General features: G+C 43.4%; 17 protein-coding genes, 5 tRNA genes and 2 pseudogenes. 2 read left to right on the top strand and 22 right to left on the bottom strand.

All coding sequences use genetic code 11. The features are described from left to right. Positions 1 to 4: 4 nt before the first annotated feature. Entirely contained in the window at positions 5 to 481 is a 477-nt protein-coding gene (locus JCM16418_RS05075) for a general stress protein (protein ID WP_036646768.1), read from the bottom strand. Between the two features lie 108 nt (positions 482 to 589). Further along, complete coding sequence (locus JCM16418_RS25490) at positions 590 to 709, bottom strand: YjcZ family sporulation protein (protein ID WP_206777785.1); 120 nt, start codon at positions 707 to 709, stop codon at positions 590 to 592. Between the two features lie 181 nt (positions 710 to 890). On the opposite strand from JCM16418_RS25490, the gene JCM16418_RS05070 reads away from it, so the two are divergent. After that, entirely contained in the window at positions 891 to 2006 is a 1116-nt protein-coding gene (locus JCM16418_RS05070; protein ID WP_052020057.1) for an AI-2E family transporter, read from the top strand. Between the two features lie 74 nt (positions 2007 to 2080). On the opposite strand, the gene JCM16418_RS05065 is transcribed toward JCM16418_RS05070, so the two are convergent. The 4 genes from JCM16418_RS05065 to JCM16418_RS05050 all read right to left on the bottom strand — a co-directional run bounded on the left by JCM16418_RS05065 (position 2081) and on the right by JCM16418_RS05050 (position 3605). Further along, on the bottom strand, positions 2081 to 2491 hold the full coding sequence (locus JCM16418_RS05065; protein ID WP_036646767.1) for a hypothetical protein: 411 nt from the start codon (positions 2489 to 2491) through the stop codon (positions 2081 to 2083). A gap of 29 nt (positions 2492 to 2520) precedes the next feature. Next, complete coding sequence (locus tag JCM16418_RS05060; protein WP_036646765.1) at positions 2521 to 3192, bottom strand: uracil-DNA glycosylase; 672 nt, start codon at positions 3190 to 3192, stop codon at positions 2521 to 2523. Between the two features lie 76 nt (positions 3193 to 3268). Continuing rightward, positions 3269 to 3354, bottom strand: a tRNA-Leu gene (locus tag JCM16418_RS05055). A 165-nt stretch (positions 3355 to 3519) separates the two neighbouring features. Beyond that, positions 3520 to 3605, bottom strand: a tRNA-Leu gene (locus tag JCM16418_RS05050). Positions 3606 to 3828: 223 nt separating this feature from the next. On the opposite strand from JCM16418_RS05050, the gene JCM16418_RS05045 reads away from it, so the two are divergent. Then, positions 3829 to 4539, top strand: a complete 711-nt coding sequence (locus JCM16418_RS05045; protein ID WP_036646764.1) for a DUF1361 domain-containing protein — start codon at positions 3829 to 3831, stop codon at positions 4537 to 4539. Positions 4540 to 4631: 92 nt separating this feature from the next. On the opposite strand, the gene JCM16418_RS05040 is transcribed toward JCM16418_RS05045, so the two are convergent. From JCM16418_RS05040 to lspA, 16 genes and pseudogenes are all read right to left on the bottom strand, one after another. Then, a tRNA-Leu gene (locus JCM16418_RS05040) sits at positions 4632 to 4716 on the bottom strand. A 23-nt stretch (positions 4717 to 4739) separates the two neighbouring features. Beyond that, a tRNA-Ile gene (locus tag JCM16418_RS05035) sits at positions 4740 to 4816 on the bottom strand. Between the two features lie 39 nt (positions 4817 to 4855). Then, positions 4856 to 4932: transfer RNA gene (locus JCM16418_RS05030), tRNA-Met, on the bottom strand. Between the two features lie 70 nt (positions 4933 to 5002). After that, positions 5003 to 5167 carry a hypothetical protein gene (locus JCM16418_RS25275; RefSeq protein WP_162832468.1) on the bottom strand — a complete coding sequence of 55 codons (165 nt, stop codon included), beginning with the start codon at positions 5165 to 5167 and terminating at the stop codon, positions 5003 to 5005. A 158-nt stretch (positions 5168 to 5325) separates the two neighbouring features. Beyond that, complete coding sequence (pyrE, locus tag JCM16418_RS05025) at positions 5326 to 5967, bottom strand: orotate phosphoribosyltransferase (protein WP_036646763.1); 642 nt, start codon at positions 5965 to 5967, stop codon at positions 5326 to 5328. Next, positions 5964 to 6699 (bottom strand): annotated as a pseudogene (gene pyrF, locus JCM16418_RS05020) (orotidine-5'-phosphate decarboxylase). The gene pyrE and the pseudogene pyrF overlap by 4 nt, the downstream one beginning before the upstream one ends. Before the next feature lie 15 nt (positions 6700 to 6714). After that, positions 6715 to 9933: a carbamoyl-phosphate synthase large subunit gene (gene carB / locus JCM16418_RS05015; protein WP_036646762.1), complete on the bottom strand. Its 3219-nt coding sequence runs from the start codon at positions 9931 to 9933 to the stop codon at positions 6715 to 6717. A gap of 1 nt (position 9934) precedes the next feature. Next, positions 9935 to 11065, bottom strand: a complete 1131-nt coding sequence (locus JCM16418_RS05010) for a carbamoyl phosphate synthase small subunit (protein WP_036646760.1) — start codon at positions 11063 to 11065, stop codon at positions 9935 to 9937. 96 nt (positions 11066 to 11161) lie between these two features. Beyond that, complete coding sequence (gene pyrC, locus JCM16418_RS05005) at positions 11162 to 12457, bottom strand: dihydroorotase (protein WP_036646757.1); 1296 nt, start codon at positions 12455 to 12457, stop codon at positions 11162 to 11164. Between the two features lie 96 nt (positions 12458 to 12553). Then, positions 12554 to 13465 carry an aspartate carbamoyltransferase catalytic subunit gene (locus JCM16418_RS05000; RefSeq protein WP_277912093.1) on the bottom strand — a complete coding sequence of 304 codons (912 nt, stop codon included), beginning with the start codon at positions 13463 to 13465 and terminating at the stop codon, positions 12554 to 12556. Continuing rightward, a complete protein-coding gene (gene pyrR, locus JCM16418_RS04995; RefSeq protein WP_036646755.1) occupies positions 13462 to 14019 on the bottom strand; it encodes a bifunctional pyr operon transcriptional regulator/uracil phosphoribosyltransferase PyrR in 558 nt (185 codons plus the stop codon). The genes JCM16418_RS05000 and pyrR overlap by 4 nt, the downstream gene beginning before the upstream one ends. A 350-nt stretch (positions 14020 to 14369) precedes the next feature. Beyond that, positions 14370 to 14636: a twin-arginine translocase TatA/TatE family subunit gene (locus tag JCM16418_RS04990; protein ID WP_036646750.1), complete on the bottom strand. Its 267-nt coding sequence runs from the start codon at positions 14634 to 14636 to the stop codon at positions 14370 to 14372. A gap of 42 nt (positions 14637 to 14678) precedes the next feature. Then, positions 14679 to 15416, bottom strand: a complete 738-nt coding sequence (tatC, locus tag JCM16418_RS04985) for a twin-arginine translocase subunit TatC (RefSeq protein ID WP_036646931.1) — start codon at positions 15414 to 15416, stop codon at positions 14679 to 14681. A gap of 222 nt (positions 15417 to 15638) precedes the next feature. Further along, entirely contained in the window at positions 15639 to 16892 is a 1254-nt protein-coding gene (locus JCM16418_RS04980; RefSeq protein WP_036646747.1) for an LL-diaminopimelate aminotransferase, read from the bottom strand. A 107-nt stretch (positions 16893 to 16999) separates the two neighbouring features. Continuing rightward, a complete protein-coding gene (locus JCM16418_RS04975) occupies positions 17000 to 17965 on the bottom strand; it encodes an RluA family pseudouridine synthase (protein ID WP_036646745.1) in 966 nt (321 codons plus the stop codon). Beyond that, positions 17962 to 18458: pseudogene (gene lspA / locus JCM16418_RS04970) on the bottom strand (signal peptidase II). Before lspA ends, JCM16418_RS04975 begins: the two are co-directional and overlap by 4 nt. Positions 18459 to 18525 lie beyond the last annotated feature (67 nt).

The raw sequence follows: 18525 nt of genomic DNA, 5'->3' as shown, positions 1-18525 counted from the left end.
ACCATTAAGTCTCATTAAGACCGATACAATCATGCGATTCAAGTATTTCCAACAACTCTTTACTCTGCTCCAAAGTACTTTCCATCATTAGAATGATACGTTCCTTGATCAGATGATCTTCATATTGTTCAGCATCCTTCTGAGGGATACCGAGACCAATGAGGCCAACAACGAGCTCATCCGCATCAGTGCCTATGGTTGCTCCCGCCAATTTAGGTACTGCAGGCCCTACCGCCCATGTGATTTGCGAACCGATCTCTAAACTTGAAATAATATTTTTGACTTCACCAAATACTCCTGTGTTTCCTACGCCTGCTTTTGGTTCTTTAAGACCGGCATCATGACATATCATAACTAAATCCAATTTATTCTTACCCAGTAACGAAATATCCTTCTTATGATAACCCGCTTCCTCCAGATCCTGAATGGCAAGTGCGGTATCCTGCCTAGTTTTAAAAATAGCCACCAGTAATTGTGCCATATGACTCACTCCCTTATCTCGTTTAATCTATACCCTTAACTTAAACTTTTAGGAAACACAAAAAACACCCCGCTGGCAAAGCCGGCAGGAATGTTTCATATCCATAAATTAAATAAGAATCGCCCGGGTAATAATTACGAGCAGGATAAAGAGAACAAGAATGACTCCTGTGGACCCGAAAGCGCCACCAGCATTACCATAACCTAAACCGCCAACGACTTCACTCATTGCTATTCCCTCCTTCGTAGTGGACTTACTATAATTTATGTAGCAGAGTTAAGGATGGATTGGACAATATCACCATTTCATGTAACACATTGCTTTATATGCAAGCTTCAAGACATGTCAAAAGCGTTTAATAGGAAACATGCAAGTTAAGAAGATATACATAGAAGCTGGGGGAATTATCATGCTACAAAGTAAGTACTTACGAACATGCTTAGGGATTATTGCAACACTTCTTATTATTTACCTAATATCTAAAGTAAGTTTTGTTTTCAGTCCGATTATCGTTATTGTCAATCTACTTCTTGTACCCATGATGCTAGCAGGGTTTATGTTCTATCTGCTTCGCCCCATTGTTAATTATATGGAGAAACATGGCTGGAAAAGACCCATATCCATCATTACCATTTATTTAGTATTCGCCGGCCTCATTGTCCTGTTCTCCATTCTCGTATGGCCGACTCTCCAAGAACAGGTAGTGAATTTCGCCAATAATGCACCTTTCTTTGTGGAAGGATTACAGAAGCAACTTCAAGCACTTCAACATAATCGTTTTCTCTCTAAAATTATCCCTAGTGAATCCGAAATAACTTCACGTGTTACGGAGTATGCTAATGATCTCATCGCGAGTATAACCAATTCCATTTCTAACTTTATTTCAGTCATCTCTAATGTGGTTGTCATTCTTGCAACAGTGCCGATCGTCCTTTATTACATGTTAAAAGAAAGCAGCAAACTTACTCCGTTTCTGCTTCTCCTCCTGCCCCGTCGCTTTCGTAAGGAAGGAAAAGAGGCAATCAACGAAATTGATTCAGCGCTTAGTGGCTTTATTGTAGGACGCGTTATACTTAATCTGATTCTCGGCGTCCTCATGTATATTGGATTCCTGATCATCGGATTAAAATATTCTCTACTATTAGCAATCTTGTCCGCCATACTTAACTTGATACCTTATGTGGGTGCCATCATTGCCACTGTACCTGTCGTGATTGTTGGATTTATTGATTCACCATCCGTCGCGATCTGGTCGCTAGTGGTCATCATCGTTGCTCAGCAAATCCAGGACAACTTATTGTCTCCCATCGTATACGGCAAACAATTGGATATCCATCCACTAACGACGGTGATACTCCTACTGATCGGTGTTGATGTATTTGGTATCCTCGGTGTCATACTCGCTATTCCCGTGTATATGATAGCTAAGATTGCTATTGTTCATATCTACGGAATCTTTCTCGCGGAAAAGACGGACGATACACCGCCGCCACCCCCTACTCCACCTGCACCACCTATTGCATAACGAGTACAATAAAAAGGCTTACGATCACATCTCCTTTTGGGAGATCATGTTCGTAAGCCCTGTTATTTCTTACCTTATAAACTACCTCGTAAAGCACGTACGACAAAGCTATGATCTGCCTTGCTCAGTACGGAACCATTATCAAGCGTCACGGTGTTCAAATCATGGTGTGCAAGGATGGCCCTCATCGCTATAAGTTGCTGTCCCCGCCATATCATAACTGATGAATGAAAATATACGGCATTATCAAACTGAATTTCATCCTTCATCACATAACTTACACTGGCATCTGCTGGAGGACAAGCGTTCATCCCATCCGGTAAAGCGACTATTTTAATAATATGATCAAAAGGTACTCGAATCTCATGCGGTCCCAGCACCACGCAACCATTCACTTCATCCCATCTGCGAATAATACCTTTTAGCCGAGGCTGCAGCTTGTTATTGCAATCAATAATAACGCGTTTACCTGTCCAATGCTTCATGTTAAGCCTCCTCAGACATCACTGCATTTTTATTGAAGATCAGGGATAGACCAGTCGACCTGCGGCAGTCCTTCTTTGAGTAAAAATTCATTCGTTTGTGAATAAGGTCGACTACCAAAAAATCCACGGTATGCAGCAAGTGGGCTTGGATGAACGGATTCAATGACATGATGTCTGCTACGATCAATGAATTGTCCTTTCTTCTGAGCATGACTCCCCCACAAAATAAATACAACGGGACGCTCACGTTCATTCAATTTAGCAATCACTGCGTCCGTAAAATGCTCCCAACCTATTCCCTTGTGAGAATTAGCTTGTCCTTCACGTACCGTCAGCACCGTATTAAGTAGTAATACCCCTTCTTCAGCCCAATGGATCAATGAACCGTGATTAGGTATTTGGATGCCGAGGTCCGTATGTAGTTCCTTATACATATTCACTAACGAAGGCGGAATTCGGACACCAGGCATAACAGAGAAGCTTAAGCCGTGTGCTTGTCCCACTCCATGATACGGATCTTGGCCAAGAATAACCACTTTGGTATCCGCATAGGACGTTAATTTCAGTGCTTGAAACAAATATTCTTTAGGTGGAAATATCGTCTGAGTTTTATATTCAATATCTAGTTTTGCGCTAAGTTCTTTGAAATAAGGTTTCTTCACTTCATCTTGTAATATAATATCCCAGTCGTTGCCAAACATAACCCAGTCCTCCTCCAGATATACAAAAAAGCTCACCCCGCAACAGGATCAGCTGAATGTCTTTCATATAAGAAAGTGCCGAGAACCGGAATCGAACCGGTACGGTAGTCACCTACCGCAGGATTTTAAGTCCTGTGCGTCTGCCAATTCCGCCACCCCGGCATACAGCGCGGTTTTCATAAATGCATATCATGTTCCGCAGTCACAAAATTTATTATACCGTGTTGTAGCACCTCATACAAGCCCTTTTTATCGTTCGAAAGACTCTCCAAAGAATAAAAAGAGTCCTACTTGATCATCAAGTAGGACTCTTATAAAGCTTATGTATGCCGAGAACCGGGGTCGAACCGGTACGGTAGTCACCTACCGCAGGATTTTAAGTCCTGTGCGTCTGCCAATTCCGCCACCCCGGCATAATGATAGGGATGAGCTGATGTGCTCTCTTTTAAAAATAGCTTAATGGCGACAAGAATTAATATATCATAAATACTTAAAGCTGGCAATCTTTTTTTACAAAAAAAAATAAACTAACATGCAGAAGTTTGTAAAATGTAAGGATTTATGGGATGTTAGGAGATGAATATCAAACGTTTATGATGCGGAGGGGTCATACTGAGCACGTTAACAAAAAATCCTATGATACGAAGTCATTTTGCGATCTTACTTCTACTTCTACTCGGAACTATAGGCAGCCTATCGCTAGCTTCCTATTTGCGGATACATACGGGGAGACAGATCTATTTGTTTCTACCCTGGGACATGTTCTTAGCATGGGTTCCCGTGGGACTTGTATTACTCTTGGCTTGCATTGCTACAACCCTGAAGAAATCAATGGGTAAGAGAGTACTAGTTATCCTAATCGGTCTTGCATGGTTATTCTTTTATCCTAACTCCGCCTATTTGATAACAGACTTAATCCACCCCTTTGTACATTATCGTCGTCCTGACGCGGGCATGAATTTCACAAGAGATATTGAATTTTGGTATCATCTCAGTATCTTCTTCTCTGCGGCACTAATCGGATTGTTACTTGGGGTCTGGTCACTGTATATAGTTCATCAATTGATGAAAAAAGTATATGGAGCTATCATCGGATGGACTATTGCCATCTTTATTTTGCTATTGAGTAGCTTCGGCATTTATATTGGGCGTTTCGTGCGTTGGAATAGCTGGGATTTACTGTTGAAGCCAGGCGAGATTATACAGGATACGGTGCATATGTTAACAGATATAGAGCAGCTCCGACTTATACTTCCTTTTTCCACTCTCATTTTTGCTGTCACATTGATCAGCTATCTTGTCGTATACTTTTTTACATTAGTAGGCAAAGACACTAATCTTAAATAAGAAAAAGAGTCTCGATATGGTATGCTACCACATCGAGACTCTTAAGTTGTCGGATTAGTTATGACTTATACCAGTTGTTACTAATCCTAATATGCCGAGAACGGGATCGAACCGGTACGGTAGTCACCTACCGCAGGATTTTAAGTCCTGTGCGTCTGCCAATTCCGCCACCCCGGCATAAACGCATGATATACTGCTAATGGTGGGCCCTGAGGGACTCGAACCCCCGACCAATCGGTTATGAGCCGACCGCTCTAACCAACTGAGCTAAGGGCCCTTACTAAGTATGTATATCGTAATATAATGGCAGTTAAATTGGTTGCGGGGGCAGGATTTGAACCTGCGGCCTTCGGGTTATGAGCCCGACGAGCTACCGGGCTGCTCCACCCCGCGTCATTGGTATACATTTAACAGCGACAATAATTAATATACAGCAAAGTAATATAATCCGTCAAGTATTTTTTTATGGAATGAAGCGAACGCCATATCTTCCCTTAAGTGAACGAAAAATTTCTACGGACTGCGGATCTTGATAACCATAGATCCAGCCATCCTGCTCCAATCTTTTGGCAAGACATCCTGCCTGAAATTTAGTTCTGTACAGTTTTCCGAAATAAATCCAACGCATCCTGCTACCTCTCTCATATAAAATATTGTGATCATGGCTATTGTTGCCTAATAAGCCAATGTTCATTCAACTTTTCTGAAAGGCAAACTCAATAGAGAACAAAAAGGCTCTCCATCACGTTTAGAAGCGTGACAGAAAGCCTTGGAACCATTTATAACTTAGACACCATAAGTAGATGGATCTTCTCTCCATGCTTTGAGTGCTTGTACATCACCTTGCTCAATCGTCCCTTTTTCAAGGGCAACATCCATCAGAGCCTCATAGTTAGAGAGCGACTGTACATGAATGCCTGCTTCAGCAAAGGCCTGAGTCGCTTTATTCAGCTGGTAACTGAATATCGCAAGTACCGCTAGCGGCTGAGCGCCAGCTTGTGCTACAGCCTGTGCAGCCTTAATTGAGCTACCACCTGTAGAGATCAGATCCTCAATTACGATAACCTTTTGTCCCGGTTTAATTAGGCCTTCAATTTGATTCTCTTTGCCATGTCCTTTAGCTTTATCACGCACGTAGGACATCGGCAGGTTCAGCTTCTCAGCTACCCATGCAGCATGCGGAATACCCGCAGTGGCTGTACCTGAAATGGCCTCCGTCTCAGGGAATTGACTGCGAATAATAGCCGCAAAGGATTCAGCGATATAATCGCGAACCTCCGGATAAGACATCGTTAGTCGGTTATCACAATAGATCGGGGACTTCAGTCCCGATGTCCATGTAAAGGGCTGCTTTGGACGCAGCGCAACCGCTTCAATTTGCAATAAATAAGCTGCTATTTTTGCAGGAATCACTTCTAGATTACTCATGCTTCCATCATCTCCTTAATAATGTCTTCTGCTGCCTGTCGTGGATTTGAAGCACCCGTAATAGGTCGTCCTACTACGATATAGTGACTACCCTTACGGATTGCTTCCGCAGGAGTTAACGTACGCGATTGATCGCCCATTGCGCTGCCCGCTGGACGAATACCAGGCGTTACAGTAACGAACTCATGCCCACAAGCCTCACGAATGGCTGCAGATTCCATAGGGGAAGCCACCACACCATCCAAACCTGCCTTGAGCGTCAATTGTGCATAGTTTAGGACTGCATTCTCCACACTACCAGAAATACCAATTTCCTCATTAAGCATCTGTTCATTTGTGCTCGTCAACTGTGTCACAGCAATCAAGATCGGCTTAGACAATGAAGGATTACTATCTAACGCTTGTGCAACACCTTCGGCTGCGGCCTTCATCATTTGTAGTCCACCGCCTGCATGCACATTAAACATATCCACACCAAGACGAGTGATGCTGTCAGCCCCACCCTTAACTGTGTTTGGTATGTCATGCATTTTGAGATCAAGAAAAACTTGATACCCTTTAGCCTTCAAATCTTTTACAAAATCAGGACCAGCAGCATAGAACAATTGCATGCCTACCTTAAGGTAACAAGGAATACCTTCAAGCTCCCTAATAAGAGGATGCCTGCTCGGCATCCGGATAATCGAGGGCCACGATTAAGCGGCCCGCCATTTCTTTATATACTTCATTCATCGTCTTCACACTCCCTTAGCGATTGTCAAAAGCCGGCATCGACTGGGATGAGAAGTTAATCGTATCAAGCATAATCATCATCGCTCTTACTGTATCGAGCGATGTCATACACACAACACCGTTCTCTACCGCTTCACGGCGTATACGGAACCCGTCACGCTGTGGCGTTTTACCTTTAGTCAGCGTATTGAAGACAAACTGCGCTTCACCATTACGGATTAGATCCAGAATGTTTGGCGTACCATCACTTAACTTTTGTACCGTCGTTACATTTAATCCGGCAGCATTTAGAGCCTCGGCAGTACCACCTGTTGCGTAAATCTTATAACCAAGACGTTTATATCCAGTCATAAGTTCAACAGCTTCTTCTTTGTCTTTATCAGCGACAGTAACGATAATCGCTCCTGTTGCTGGTATTTTCATACCTGCGCCAATCAAACCTTTATAAAGTGCCTTAGCATATTGTAGATCACGGCCCATGACTTCGCCTGTTGATTTCATTTCTGGTCCAAGTGTAGGCTCTACACGGCGCAATTTAGCGAAGGAGAATACTGGCACTTTAACGGAGATATACTCGCTTTCAGGCCATAGTCCTTCCTGATAACCCGCATCCTTCAGCTTCTTACCAAGGATTGCTTGAGTAGCCAGATTTGCCATTGGAATCGTTGTTACTTTGCTCAAGAATGGAACTGTACGTGAAGATCGTGGATTAACCTCGATTACATACACTTCATCTTTGTATATGACGAATTGGATGTTTACCAAACCAATTGTTTTTAATTCTTTTGCGATACGAATCGTGATTTGTGTGATTTTCTCCTTAAGATGCTGTTCTAGATGCTGCGGTGGATACACAGCAATCGAGTCACCGGAGTGAACACCTGCACGTTCGATATGTTCCATGATACCTGGAATGATAACCGTCTCACCATCACAGATTGCATCAACCTCGACTTCTTTACCTAACATATAACGGTCAATCAGAACCGGATGGTCTGGATTGATTTTAACAGCTTCCTTCATATAACTTAGCAATTCGCTATCCGAGTACACAATTTCCATTGCGCGACCACCGAGTACGTAAGATGGGCGAACGAGAACGGGGTAACCAATGGACTGAGCTGTTGCTACTGCTTCATCAACCGATGTAACCGTGCTTCCTAGAGGCTGAGCAATATCAAGACGTGTTAGCAGTGCTTCGAACTTCTTACGGTTCTCTGCTTCATCGATGCTCTCAAGACTAGTACCTAGGATCTTCACGCCTGCCGCGCTAAGAGGTGCTGCTAGGTTAATCGCCGTTTGTCCACCGAACTGAACGATAACGCCGATCGGTTTCTCCTGCTCGATCACATTCATAACATCCTCGAAGAACAATGGTTCGAAGTAGAGTCTGTCTGAAGTGTTAAAGTCAGTTGATACAGTCTCTGGGTTGTTATTGATGATTACAGCCTCGTAGCCTGCTTTTTGAATGGCCCATACTGCGTGAACCGTAGAGTAGTCAAATTCGATACCTTGACCGATCCGAATTGGACCCGATCCCAGTACAACAACTTTTTCCTTGTTTGATGCAATGACTTCATTCTCTGTCTCGTAAGTCGAGTAATAGTATGGAGTTGTTGCCTCAAATTCAGCAGCACATGTATCTACCATTTTGTAAACTGGACGAAGGTTAGACCCAAGTCTGAACTCACGAACCTCTGCTTCAGTTGTGTATCCACCACTTACTCCGCCTAAACTGCGAATTTCAGCGATGGAACGATCTGTAAAGCCGAGACGCTTCGCTTGATATAACGTTTCATAAGTGAATGTTTCTTCCTTGATCACTTCTTCATAAGCGATCAAACCTTGAAGTTTATCTAGGAACCACCAGTCAATATTGGTGAGATCTTGAATATCTTGCAGGCCATAACCACGACGGAAAGCTTCTGCAACTAGGAAGATGCGCTCGTCATCCGGTTTGATCAAACGTTCTTTGAGAACCTCTTCACTCAGCTCATCTGTACCTTTCAAGTAGAAGCGGTGTACACCGATTTCTAGTGAACGGATTGCTTTATGAATCGACTCTTCAAACGTACGACCAATGGCCATAACTTCGCCAGTTGCTTTCATTTGCGTTCCTAGCTTACGGTTCGCATGAATGAATTTATCAAACGGCCAGCGTGGGATTTTGCTCACGATATAATCCAGCGTTGGCTCGAAGCATGCATAAGTTTGTCCCGTTACAGGGTTTACGATTTCATCAAGTGTGTAGCCAAGCGCGATTTTAGCAGCCATTTTAGCAATTGGATATCCCGTTGCTTTGGATGCTAGCGCGGATGAACGGCTAACACGCGGGTTTACTTCAATGACATAGTACTGGAAGCTCTGTGGATCTAGAGCAAACTGTACGTTACATCCACCTTCAATGTTGAGTGCGCGAATAATTTTGAGTGATGCAGATCTAAGCATTTGATATTCACGATCTGAAAGCGTCTGACTCGGTGCTACGACAATACTGTCACCCGTATGAACTCCTACGGGATCAAAGTTCTCCATGTTACACACGACAATACAGTTGTCGTTCGCATCACGCATAACTTCATATTCAACTTCCTTCATACCCGCGATACTCTTCTCAACCAGACACTGTCCAATTGGGCTATAACGGATACCGGAAGTAACGGTCTCTTCCAATTCCTCTTCTGTTGCACAGATGCCACCACCCGTACCTCCAAGCGTGTATGCTGGACGAACAATCAGTGGAAATCCGATTTCTTTAGCAAAATCCATGGCTTCTTCAAGTGTTGTTACAATGGTGCTGTCTGGCACGGGCTGCTCAAGCTCACGCATCAGATCACGGAACAAATCACGATCTTCCGCTTTCTCAATTGACGTCAATTGTGTACCTAGAAGCTTCACGTTCTCTTGTTCCAAGATGCCCGCTCTCGCTAGCTCAACCGCCATGTTCAGACCTGTTTGGCCACCCAATGTGGGTAGCAATCCATCTGGACGCTCCTGACGAATAATTTGTGTAACAAATTCAAGTGTGATTGGCTCGATGTATACTTTATCAGCTGTATTTGTATCCGTCATGATCGTTGCAGGGTTACTGTTAATCAGTACAACCTCAACGCCCTCTTCTTTCAACGCCTCACAAGCCTGTGTGCCTGCATAGTCAAACTCTGCCGCTTGACCAATGACAATCGGACCTGACCCGATAACGAGGATTTTCTTAAGTTCTTTATTAATAGGCATATTAACGTGCTCCTTTCACGGCTGCGGCCAATTCAGCCTGACGCGGTTTCGCCGGATGTTGCAGTTTATGATCCGCGATCATTTGCAAAAATTGGTCAAACAAATAGCTGTTATCATACGGTCCTGGTGCCGCTTCCGGATGGTACTGTACGGTAAAGGCCGGATATTTCTTATGTTTAAGTCCTTCAATCGTCTTGTCATTATTATTGATGTGGGTTACTTCTAGGTCTGTATTGGCAACGGACTCTTCATTGACAGTGAAGCCATGGTTCTGGGAAGTGATGTAACAACGGTTTGTAGCCAAATCCTTAACAGGGTGGTTACCACCGCGATGACCAAACTTCAATTTTTCTGTATCTGCTCCACAAGCGAGTGCAAACAACTGGTGTCCTAAGCAAATACCGAACATTGGATATTCACCAAGCAGTTCAGAAATAGTCTGAATCGCTTGAGGAACGTCCTTCGGATCCCCAGGGCCATTGGAAAGCTGAATGCCGTCTGGATGTAAGCTACGGATTTCATCGGCTGTTGCATCATGGGATACGACAACTACATCACAACCACGAGCGGTAAGTTCACGAAGAATTCCGCTCTTAGCACCATAATCAACTAGCACAATACGTTCCTTCGATCCTGGGCTGCTGTACGTATGCTTGGTAGAAACATGAGCGACCTGGTTAATTGCCAGTTTGCTTACAGATAGACGTTCTTGAAGCTCTGCAACCGATTGATTTGAAGTCGTCAGAATTCCCTTCATTGTTCCGTGTTGACGGATCAAACGAGTCAACATACGCGTATCAATTTCACTAATACCCACAATACCGTACTCTTTCAGCAAGGCGTCTACGCTGTATTGAGCACGCCAGTTACTTGGTACGTTCTCATGTCTGCGCACAACGAATCCATTAACATAAGGAGCTATGGATTCGAAATCATCACGAGTAATTCCGTAGTTACCAATTAAAGGATAAGTCATCGTTACAATTTGTCCGCAATATGAAGGGTCCGACAGGACCTCTTGGTAGCCTGTAATTCCTGTATTAAATACGACTTCACCCGTCGTTTCGCCTTCTGCACCAAATCCGGTTCCTGTAAATAGCGTTCCGTCTTCTAACAACAATCTTGCCTGCATTTCCGAATCACTCCTCTGTCTATTGCCTAACTGTATTTCTACTTCAATGTATCTTCGTATTGCTTATATTCAAGGTACTTGGTTAAGTACATGATTTCATTCTGACCAAACGATATTTCCGTTCATCCAAGTCGTTACAGGCCAACCTTTTAACTTCCATCCTGTAAAAGGAGTATTGCGTCCCTTCGTTGCAAACTGCTCTGGGTCAACGACCTTCTCCGAATTCAGATCGATCATCGTGAGATCGGCCGGTGCTCCAACTTCAAGCCGTCCTTGTTCCAGACCAAATACCTTAGCTGGTTCTACCGTCATGCGCTGCACGAGAGTGGACAGATCCCAAAGTCCCGTCTCTACGAACTTCGTATATAGCAGTGGGAAAGCAGTCTCAAAGCCGACAATACCAAAAGGTGCCATTTCCATGCCTTTCGCTTTCTCTTCCTCTGTATGAGGCGCATGGTCGGTTACAATGATGTCTAAAGTACCATCTAGTAAGCCTTCTATGCAGGCTTCTACGTCTCTACGTGAACGGAGTGGCGGATTCATTTTCCAATTTGCATCTAGTCCTGGAATATCTTCTTCCGATAGCAGAAGGTGATGTGGACATACCTCAGCAGTCACATGAATTCCGATAGATTTTGCTTGACGAATCAATCTAATCGACTGTTCCGTACTTACATGGCACACATGGTAGTGAACACCTGTCGCTTCTGCTAGCAAAATATCACGCCCTACATGAATCGCTTCAGACTCATTTGGAATTCCTACAAGACCATGGCGTTCAGCAAATTTGCCTTCTGCCACACAGCCTTTCTCCACCAGCGAGTTTTCTTCGCAATGTGCGATAACTGGCATACCAAGTGAAGCAGCTTTTCTCATCGCATCTTTCATCATTTGCGCATTTTGCACGCCCACACCATCGTCAGTGAAGCCAATTGCTCCCGCTTCCTTAAGTGCTTCGAAGTCAGTTAGCTCACGACCTAGTTCTCTAATGGTTATGGCTGCATAAGGTAACACCTTTACAAGTCCTGCCTCTTTAGCTTTGTCCTGAATCAAACGCAAAGTCTCTGCGTTATCCGTAACCGGACGTGTGTTAGGCATACAAGCAATCGTTGTGAAACCGCCTTTAGCTGCGGAACGGCTTCCACTTTCAATCGTTTCTTTATGCTCATATCCAGGTTCGCGCAAGTGGACATGCATATCGATGAGACCCGGCGTAACTAGTTTACCAGCAGCATCCGTGATTCTAGCATCTGCTCCCACTTCTGCAGCGGACCACTCTTTATTTCCATCCTGTATAGAGTGAATGGTTCCACCTTCAATAATGATATGTTTTTTCTCTAGTTCACCTTGTTCATTCAACACGCTGGCATTTGTAATAATGTGCAAGATCATGACCTCCGCTCGTTGATTGGCACGTTGGTTACCAATCTATTGTATAATAATAATTCATATTTGTGTATATTTATTAATAAATTTCTAAATTCACTTTTATTTCATAGCGCGTTCCAGAACTGACATACGCACTGGAACTCCGTTACTCATCTGATTAAAAATAGCTGATTGCGGGCATTCCACTATTTCATCGTCAATCTCAACATTACGATTAACCGGAGCAGGATGCATAATTAGCGTATGTTTTGCCAACTTAGCCGCTCTTTCACGCGTTAAACCATACTGTGCTCTGTATTCATCATTTGATTTCAACATGCCCGTTGCATGGCGCTCTAGCTGAACTCGAAGCATCATAACAACATCTGCATTCATTGCTTCATCTATAGATACATAAGATGCATGTTCTGCAAGCTCAGGAGCCTGCATACTTTCTGGAGCACAAAAGCGTACGTTTGCACCAAATTTCTGCAAAGCCCATAGGTCGGAGCGCGCCACACGACTGTGTAGAATGTCTCCAATAATGGATACATTCAAGCCTTGCAGGCTACCGAATTGTTTGCGCATAGTGTACAGGTCAAGTAGCGCCTGTGTGGGATGCTCATTGTTTCCATCTCCTGCATTAATGAGTGGAACCGATACATGTGGTGCTAACTCTTGCAGTACACCTGCTGGTTTCAACCGAATTACACCCGCATCAATGCCCATGGATTCTAACGTTCGTACTGTATCGTAGATGGACTCGCCTTTCTCCACGCTTGAAGCAGCGGCGGTAAAGTTCAGCACCTGTGCTCCTAAACGTTTCTCTGCCATTTCAAAAGAGAATCTGGTACGAGTACTATTTTCGAAAAACATATTTGCTACAAATTTAGAGTTCAGTACAGGCACCATTTTGTCACTGTGAGATTCCCAGTATGCTGCACGATCGAGGATCGACTCAATTTCATTCCGGCTCAATTCCTTAAGTCCTAGCAAGCTGCGTTCTCTCAATTGCGCCATCGTTGTCATTATGCCTTCTCCTCCCTGTTCTGACGAATCGTCACTTCATCCTTGCCATCAATTTCAGTTAGTGCAACTTCAATTTGTTCCTGTTTCGATGTTGGAAAGTTCTTACCAATAAAATCTGGTCGAATCGGAAGCTCCCGATGTCCTCTATCAGCCAAAACTGCAAGCTGGATCATTTGAGGTCTTCCACATTCCATAAGAGCGTCCATCGCCGCGCGAATCGTACGCCCTGTATAGAGAACATCATCGAACAAAATGACCGTTTTATTGTGTATATTTAGCTTTTTAAGATCTGCATTAATAGAATCTGTGATCATGATCTTTTCTTCTTGATCATCCCGGTGCTGGCTTACATCAAGCTCGCCCCACTGGACCGGTGTTCCTTCAATCTCCTGTATCTTCTCCGCAATCCGTTCAGCTAGATAAACACCTCTAGTTCGGATACCGATGAAGACACAATCTTCAATCCCTTTGTTTCGCTCAAGTATTTCGTGTGCAATTCTCGTCAGTGCACGGCGGATCGCTGTTTCATCCATAAGAACAAGCACTTCATTACTCATCTTCCACACTCCTTTTTGGATTCTTCGGGATATCTTCTACACTTTCTTATGCCCGTGTGATAACAAAAAAACTCCTTGCCCATAGGCAAGGAGTTCTCGATTCTCATTTCAGTTTCACTGAATGATGGGGTTCCTGGGCGTCATCCAATAGACATACGGATACGCGTACTCAGGTGAACCTCGGTTCACGATACCTTGCCAGTCTCACGGGACTGTTTTAAAGGTGCTTATTCAACTACGATAATTATGACAGAGGAAGTGGACAAAGTCAACCAAACTCAGGCTTATCCATAGCCCAATTTATAACAGTTTCATCTAACAACAACTCTTCAAGAACCAAGCATAACCACTTAGTTTCCCGGCTTTATATTAACCGGTTCTTCCTTTAAATCAGCAGGCTGATTTACCTCTACGACAGAGACAGCATCTGAAGATGCATCATATGCTTTCTTAACAGGTCTGGGTGAATCCCCCATAATATCGCTCATTTCATTCTTAAATTCTCGAAGCGTTCGTCCAGCAGCCCGTCCTAGACCAGGCAATTTTTTCGGTCCAAACAGAACAAGAGCAAGCAATGCTAGCAAGATAAAGCCTGGTGCACCAATTTCACTAAACATAATTATATACTCTCCTTTTCAAGCTCAAATGAATGGAACCGTTTAATTTGCTCCATCCTTACTTGAATCCTTAAGCTCTGCATCCATTAAAAGCTGTTTACGATATACAACCCGCGACAGCATCACACTAATCTCATACAGCAGAATGAACGGAATAGACACTGAAATGTGTGAAAAGAATTCTGGAGGTGAGATCATACATGCGATCAGTACGAGCACCATATAAGATACTTTGCGCGTTTTAGCCAGTAGCTGTGGATTCAATATACGCAGCCGCGTCAGAAACATGACGGTCACAGGTAATTCAAATGCTAATGAAACTGGAATCACGATATTCGCCATAAATGAGAAGTACTGAGCTATACCGTATGTTTCAATTAGTCCAAAATTCTTCGTCATATCCGTCGTAAAACGAAAAGCCATTGGAAAGACCACGAAATAAGCGAATACAAACCCTAATAGCAATAACACAAAAGCGAAAGGTATATACTTCAGCGCGGCCCTCTGCTCTTCTTTACGTAATCCTTTTTTCACAAAGCTCCAAATCTGAAAGAGAATAAACGGTACGATAACAATTACAGCCATCGCAATTGATATATACATATAAATCTTAACCCCATCCCAAGGGGTAAAAGCATTCCAAGCAATCGTCGAGGCAGGAGGTCTGTGCTTCAAAAATTGAATCACATCTCCTGTAAAAAACAGCGCAACAATAGTCGCTGCTAGAAATATTACCAACGTCCAAATCAAACGTTTCCGCAGTTCTTCCAAATGTGTCATATAAGATTCCAAATTGATTTTAAGCAGAATCGTTCATCTCCCAGTTCCGATAGCCTACATTTTAAATATCCATCCGCTTCTTCCTTCTTGCATAAGAATACTTTAACATTTTCTGCCCAAAAAATCATTGACCAAAAGAAGCTCAGCGTGATCACATGCAAAAAGGACCCGCTTCACTTTCAAGCAGATCCTTCACATTATGAATCTTAAGGCTATGTTATCTTAAAATTCAAATTCCACATCGCTCAGACGACGCTTAATTTCAGCAATAACACGTTTCTCATCAGCCTCACCATTGGCAATGAATGTTACGGAGAAGCGAACAAAATGTCCCGCATCATCCCAAGGTACCGTTGAGATCAACTTCTCACGAATTAAATACTGGGAGAAATCCTCACCAGAATTGAAGCGGATACCGCCCTTAATCCCTTTAGGCGCTTCTACGTATAGGAAGAAAGAACCCTGAGGTTTCTTCGCTTCAAAACCGATCTCATTCAGTACATCCACAAGTAAGTTATGGCGGCGAGAGTATTTCTCAGCAATCTTCTCCGTAATTTCGGGATGAGATAAACCATACGCTGCTGCCTTCTGAATCGCGATAAATTGACCCGAGTCATTATTATCCTTCACATCACCAAAGGCTTTAACGATCAGCGGGTTACCCGCAATAAATCCAATCCGCCATCCCGTCATATTGTATGATTTTGACAGAGAATGCAACTCTACTCCAACTTCCTTCGCACCTGGAACTGAAAGAAAGCTGAGTGGTTTCAATCCGTCGTATGTCAGTGCAGCATACGGAGCATCGTGAACCACTACGACATTATTTGCTTTGGCCCATTCTACAACTTCTGCGAAGAATTCAGCGGTCGCACTCGCTCCCGTTGGATTGTTAGGATAGTTCAAATACAGCAATTTAGCACGCTTAGCAACTTCTTCCGGAATAGCATTCAGATCAGGCAAGAAATTATTTTCTTTCTTCAGTTCAATCGTGTACACTTCTCCGCCCAAGTATTTCGTATGCGTGCCCAGAACAGGATAACCTGGTACCGTCATAATCGTAATATCACCCGGATTAATGAAACAAGATGGTAGCATAGCTAGAGCAGGCTTTGATCCGATTGAATGAAGAACCTCGTTATCCGCATCAATACCTGACACGCCAAACACTTGCTCTAGGTAACGAGCTGCCGCTTCTTTAAATTCAGGAATACCATTGTCCGAGTAACCACGATTCTCCGATTTAGCTGCTTCTGCAGCCAGCTTAGCAACGATGCCAGCATCAGCCATCTCGTCCGGTTCACCAACACCCATATCGATCAGCTCGACACTTGGAAAATCTTTTTTTGCCGCAGCCTTAGCACGCTTAATTTTCTCGAATTTATAAATAGCTGTGTCTTTACCATAATTGGATCCACCGATCCGATCAGCAAAATTATTCTGGATAAACGTTTCTTGATATTGTTCAATACTCACTGTTATTCATCTCCTACTTAGGCTAAAATTCCAACAAAAATTCTACCCTAAATATGAAGGAATCCATGGCTGAATGCCATGGACTAATTATCGTATCATTTGTACTTTCAGCGACTGCGCAAGTTCGATAGAACTTCTTCCATATCTTGCGGCATTGGAGCCATAGACTCCATGTACTCTCCACTAGTCGGATGCACAAATCCAAGTATCGCTGCATGTAGGGCCTGTCCGTTCATTTTGATCCCCTTACTACGACCATAAACCGGATCTCCAACAAGAGGATGTCCAATAAACTTCATGTGCACCCGAATCTGATGCGTTCTTCCTGTTTCTAGCTTCAGCTCCAGTAATGTATAATCTCCAAACCGTTCTTTTACTGTAAAATGAGTCACCGCATGCTTGCTGTTCTTCTCTGTTACGACATACATCTTGCGGTCGGCTGTGTCACGTCCTATAGGCGCGTCAATGGTACCCGAATCGTGGCTAATATTACCGTGTACCAGTGCCATGTAACGGCGAGTTACACTATGATCTTTAAGCTGAGCAGCAAGTGATGCATGTGCCTTATCGTTCTTAGCAGCCATGATCAATCCCGAGGTATCCTTATCAATACGATGGACGATACCTGGACGCAGTTCGCCATTAATACCAGATAAATCCTTACAATGGTACATCAAAGCATTAACAAGTGTAGCGGAAGGATGCCCTGGAGCTGGATGAACAACCATGCCGCGTGGCTTATCAACCACAATTACATCCGAATCCTCATAAGCAACAACAAGGGGAATATTTTCAGGAATAATCTCTACAACAACAGGTGCAGGCACGGTTACGGATACGAGATCCCCTGCTGACATCTTGTAGTTCGCTTTGACCAATTTACCATTTACCTTCACTTGCTCTGCTGTTATCCAAATCTGAACCTGAGATCTTGAAATTTCACCGTCCCAGTTTTCCGTAATATATTTGTCTATCCGTTCTTTAGCATGTTCCTCATCTACAGTCCATTCACGTACTTCTGCATCCGTATGAGATATTTCTAATTCCTCACCGGACGTCTGGCGTTCGTTCACACCTCTTCATTCCCTTCGTGACTCTTGTTGTTTAGAGATTCCTGTTTCATATCAAACAGAGAATCTAGAATAATCAGGGCAACACCTATAACGATACAGGAGTCCGCGATATTAAAAATGGGAAACGTATAGCTTCCGAAATTCAGCTGCAGGAAATCAACAACTTCGCCAGTAAGTGCCCGGTCCAAAAAATTACCAATGCTCCGCCAAGAACAAGACAAAGTCCAAGTGGCAATAACTTACGCTGGGAGGTTTTCAATACTTTTTGCATGTACCAGATAATTGCGATCACAACTATAATTGTAATAACGACAAAAAACCATCGTTTGTCTTCCAAAATTGAAAAGGCTGCACCCGTGTTACGACTTGAGGTAATTAGAAAAAAATTACCAATGACCGGGATCTCTTCACCTATTTCCAGTTTGGTGGATATCAGATATTTACTTCCTTGATCCAGCAAAAAAACAATAAATGCGATTATGTAGTACACCACAATACATTGTCACTCCGTTCTTATCATTTCGGCTGGTCCTTAAGAATGACCTTCCACTCGGTATTAA

It is taken from the genome of Paenibacillus pini JCM 16418 (assembly GCF_000576305.1).
Lineage (GTDB): Bacteria > Bacillota > Bacilli > Paenibacillales > Paenibacillaceae > Paenibacillus_AQ > Paenibacillus_AQ pini.
Note: the sequence above shows the minus strand (reverse complement) of the source record. Positions and strands in the feature narration are given on the sequence as shown.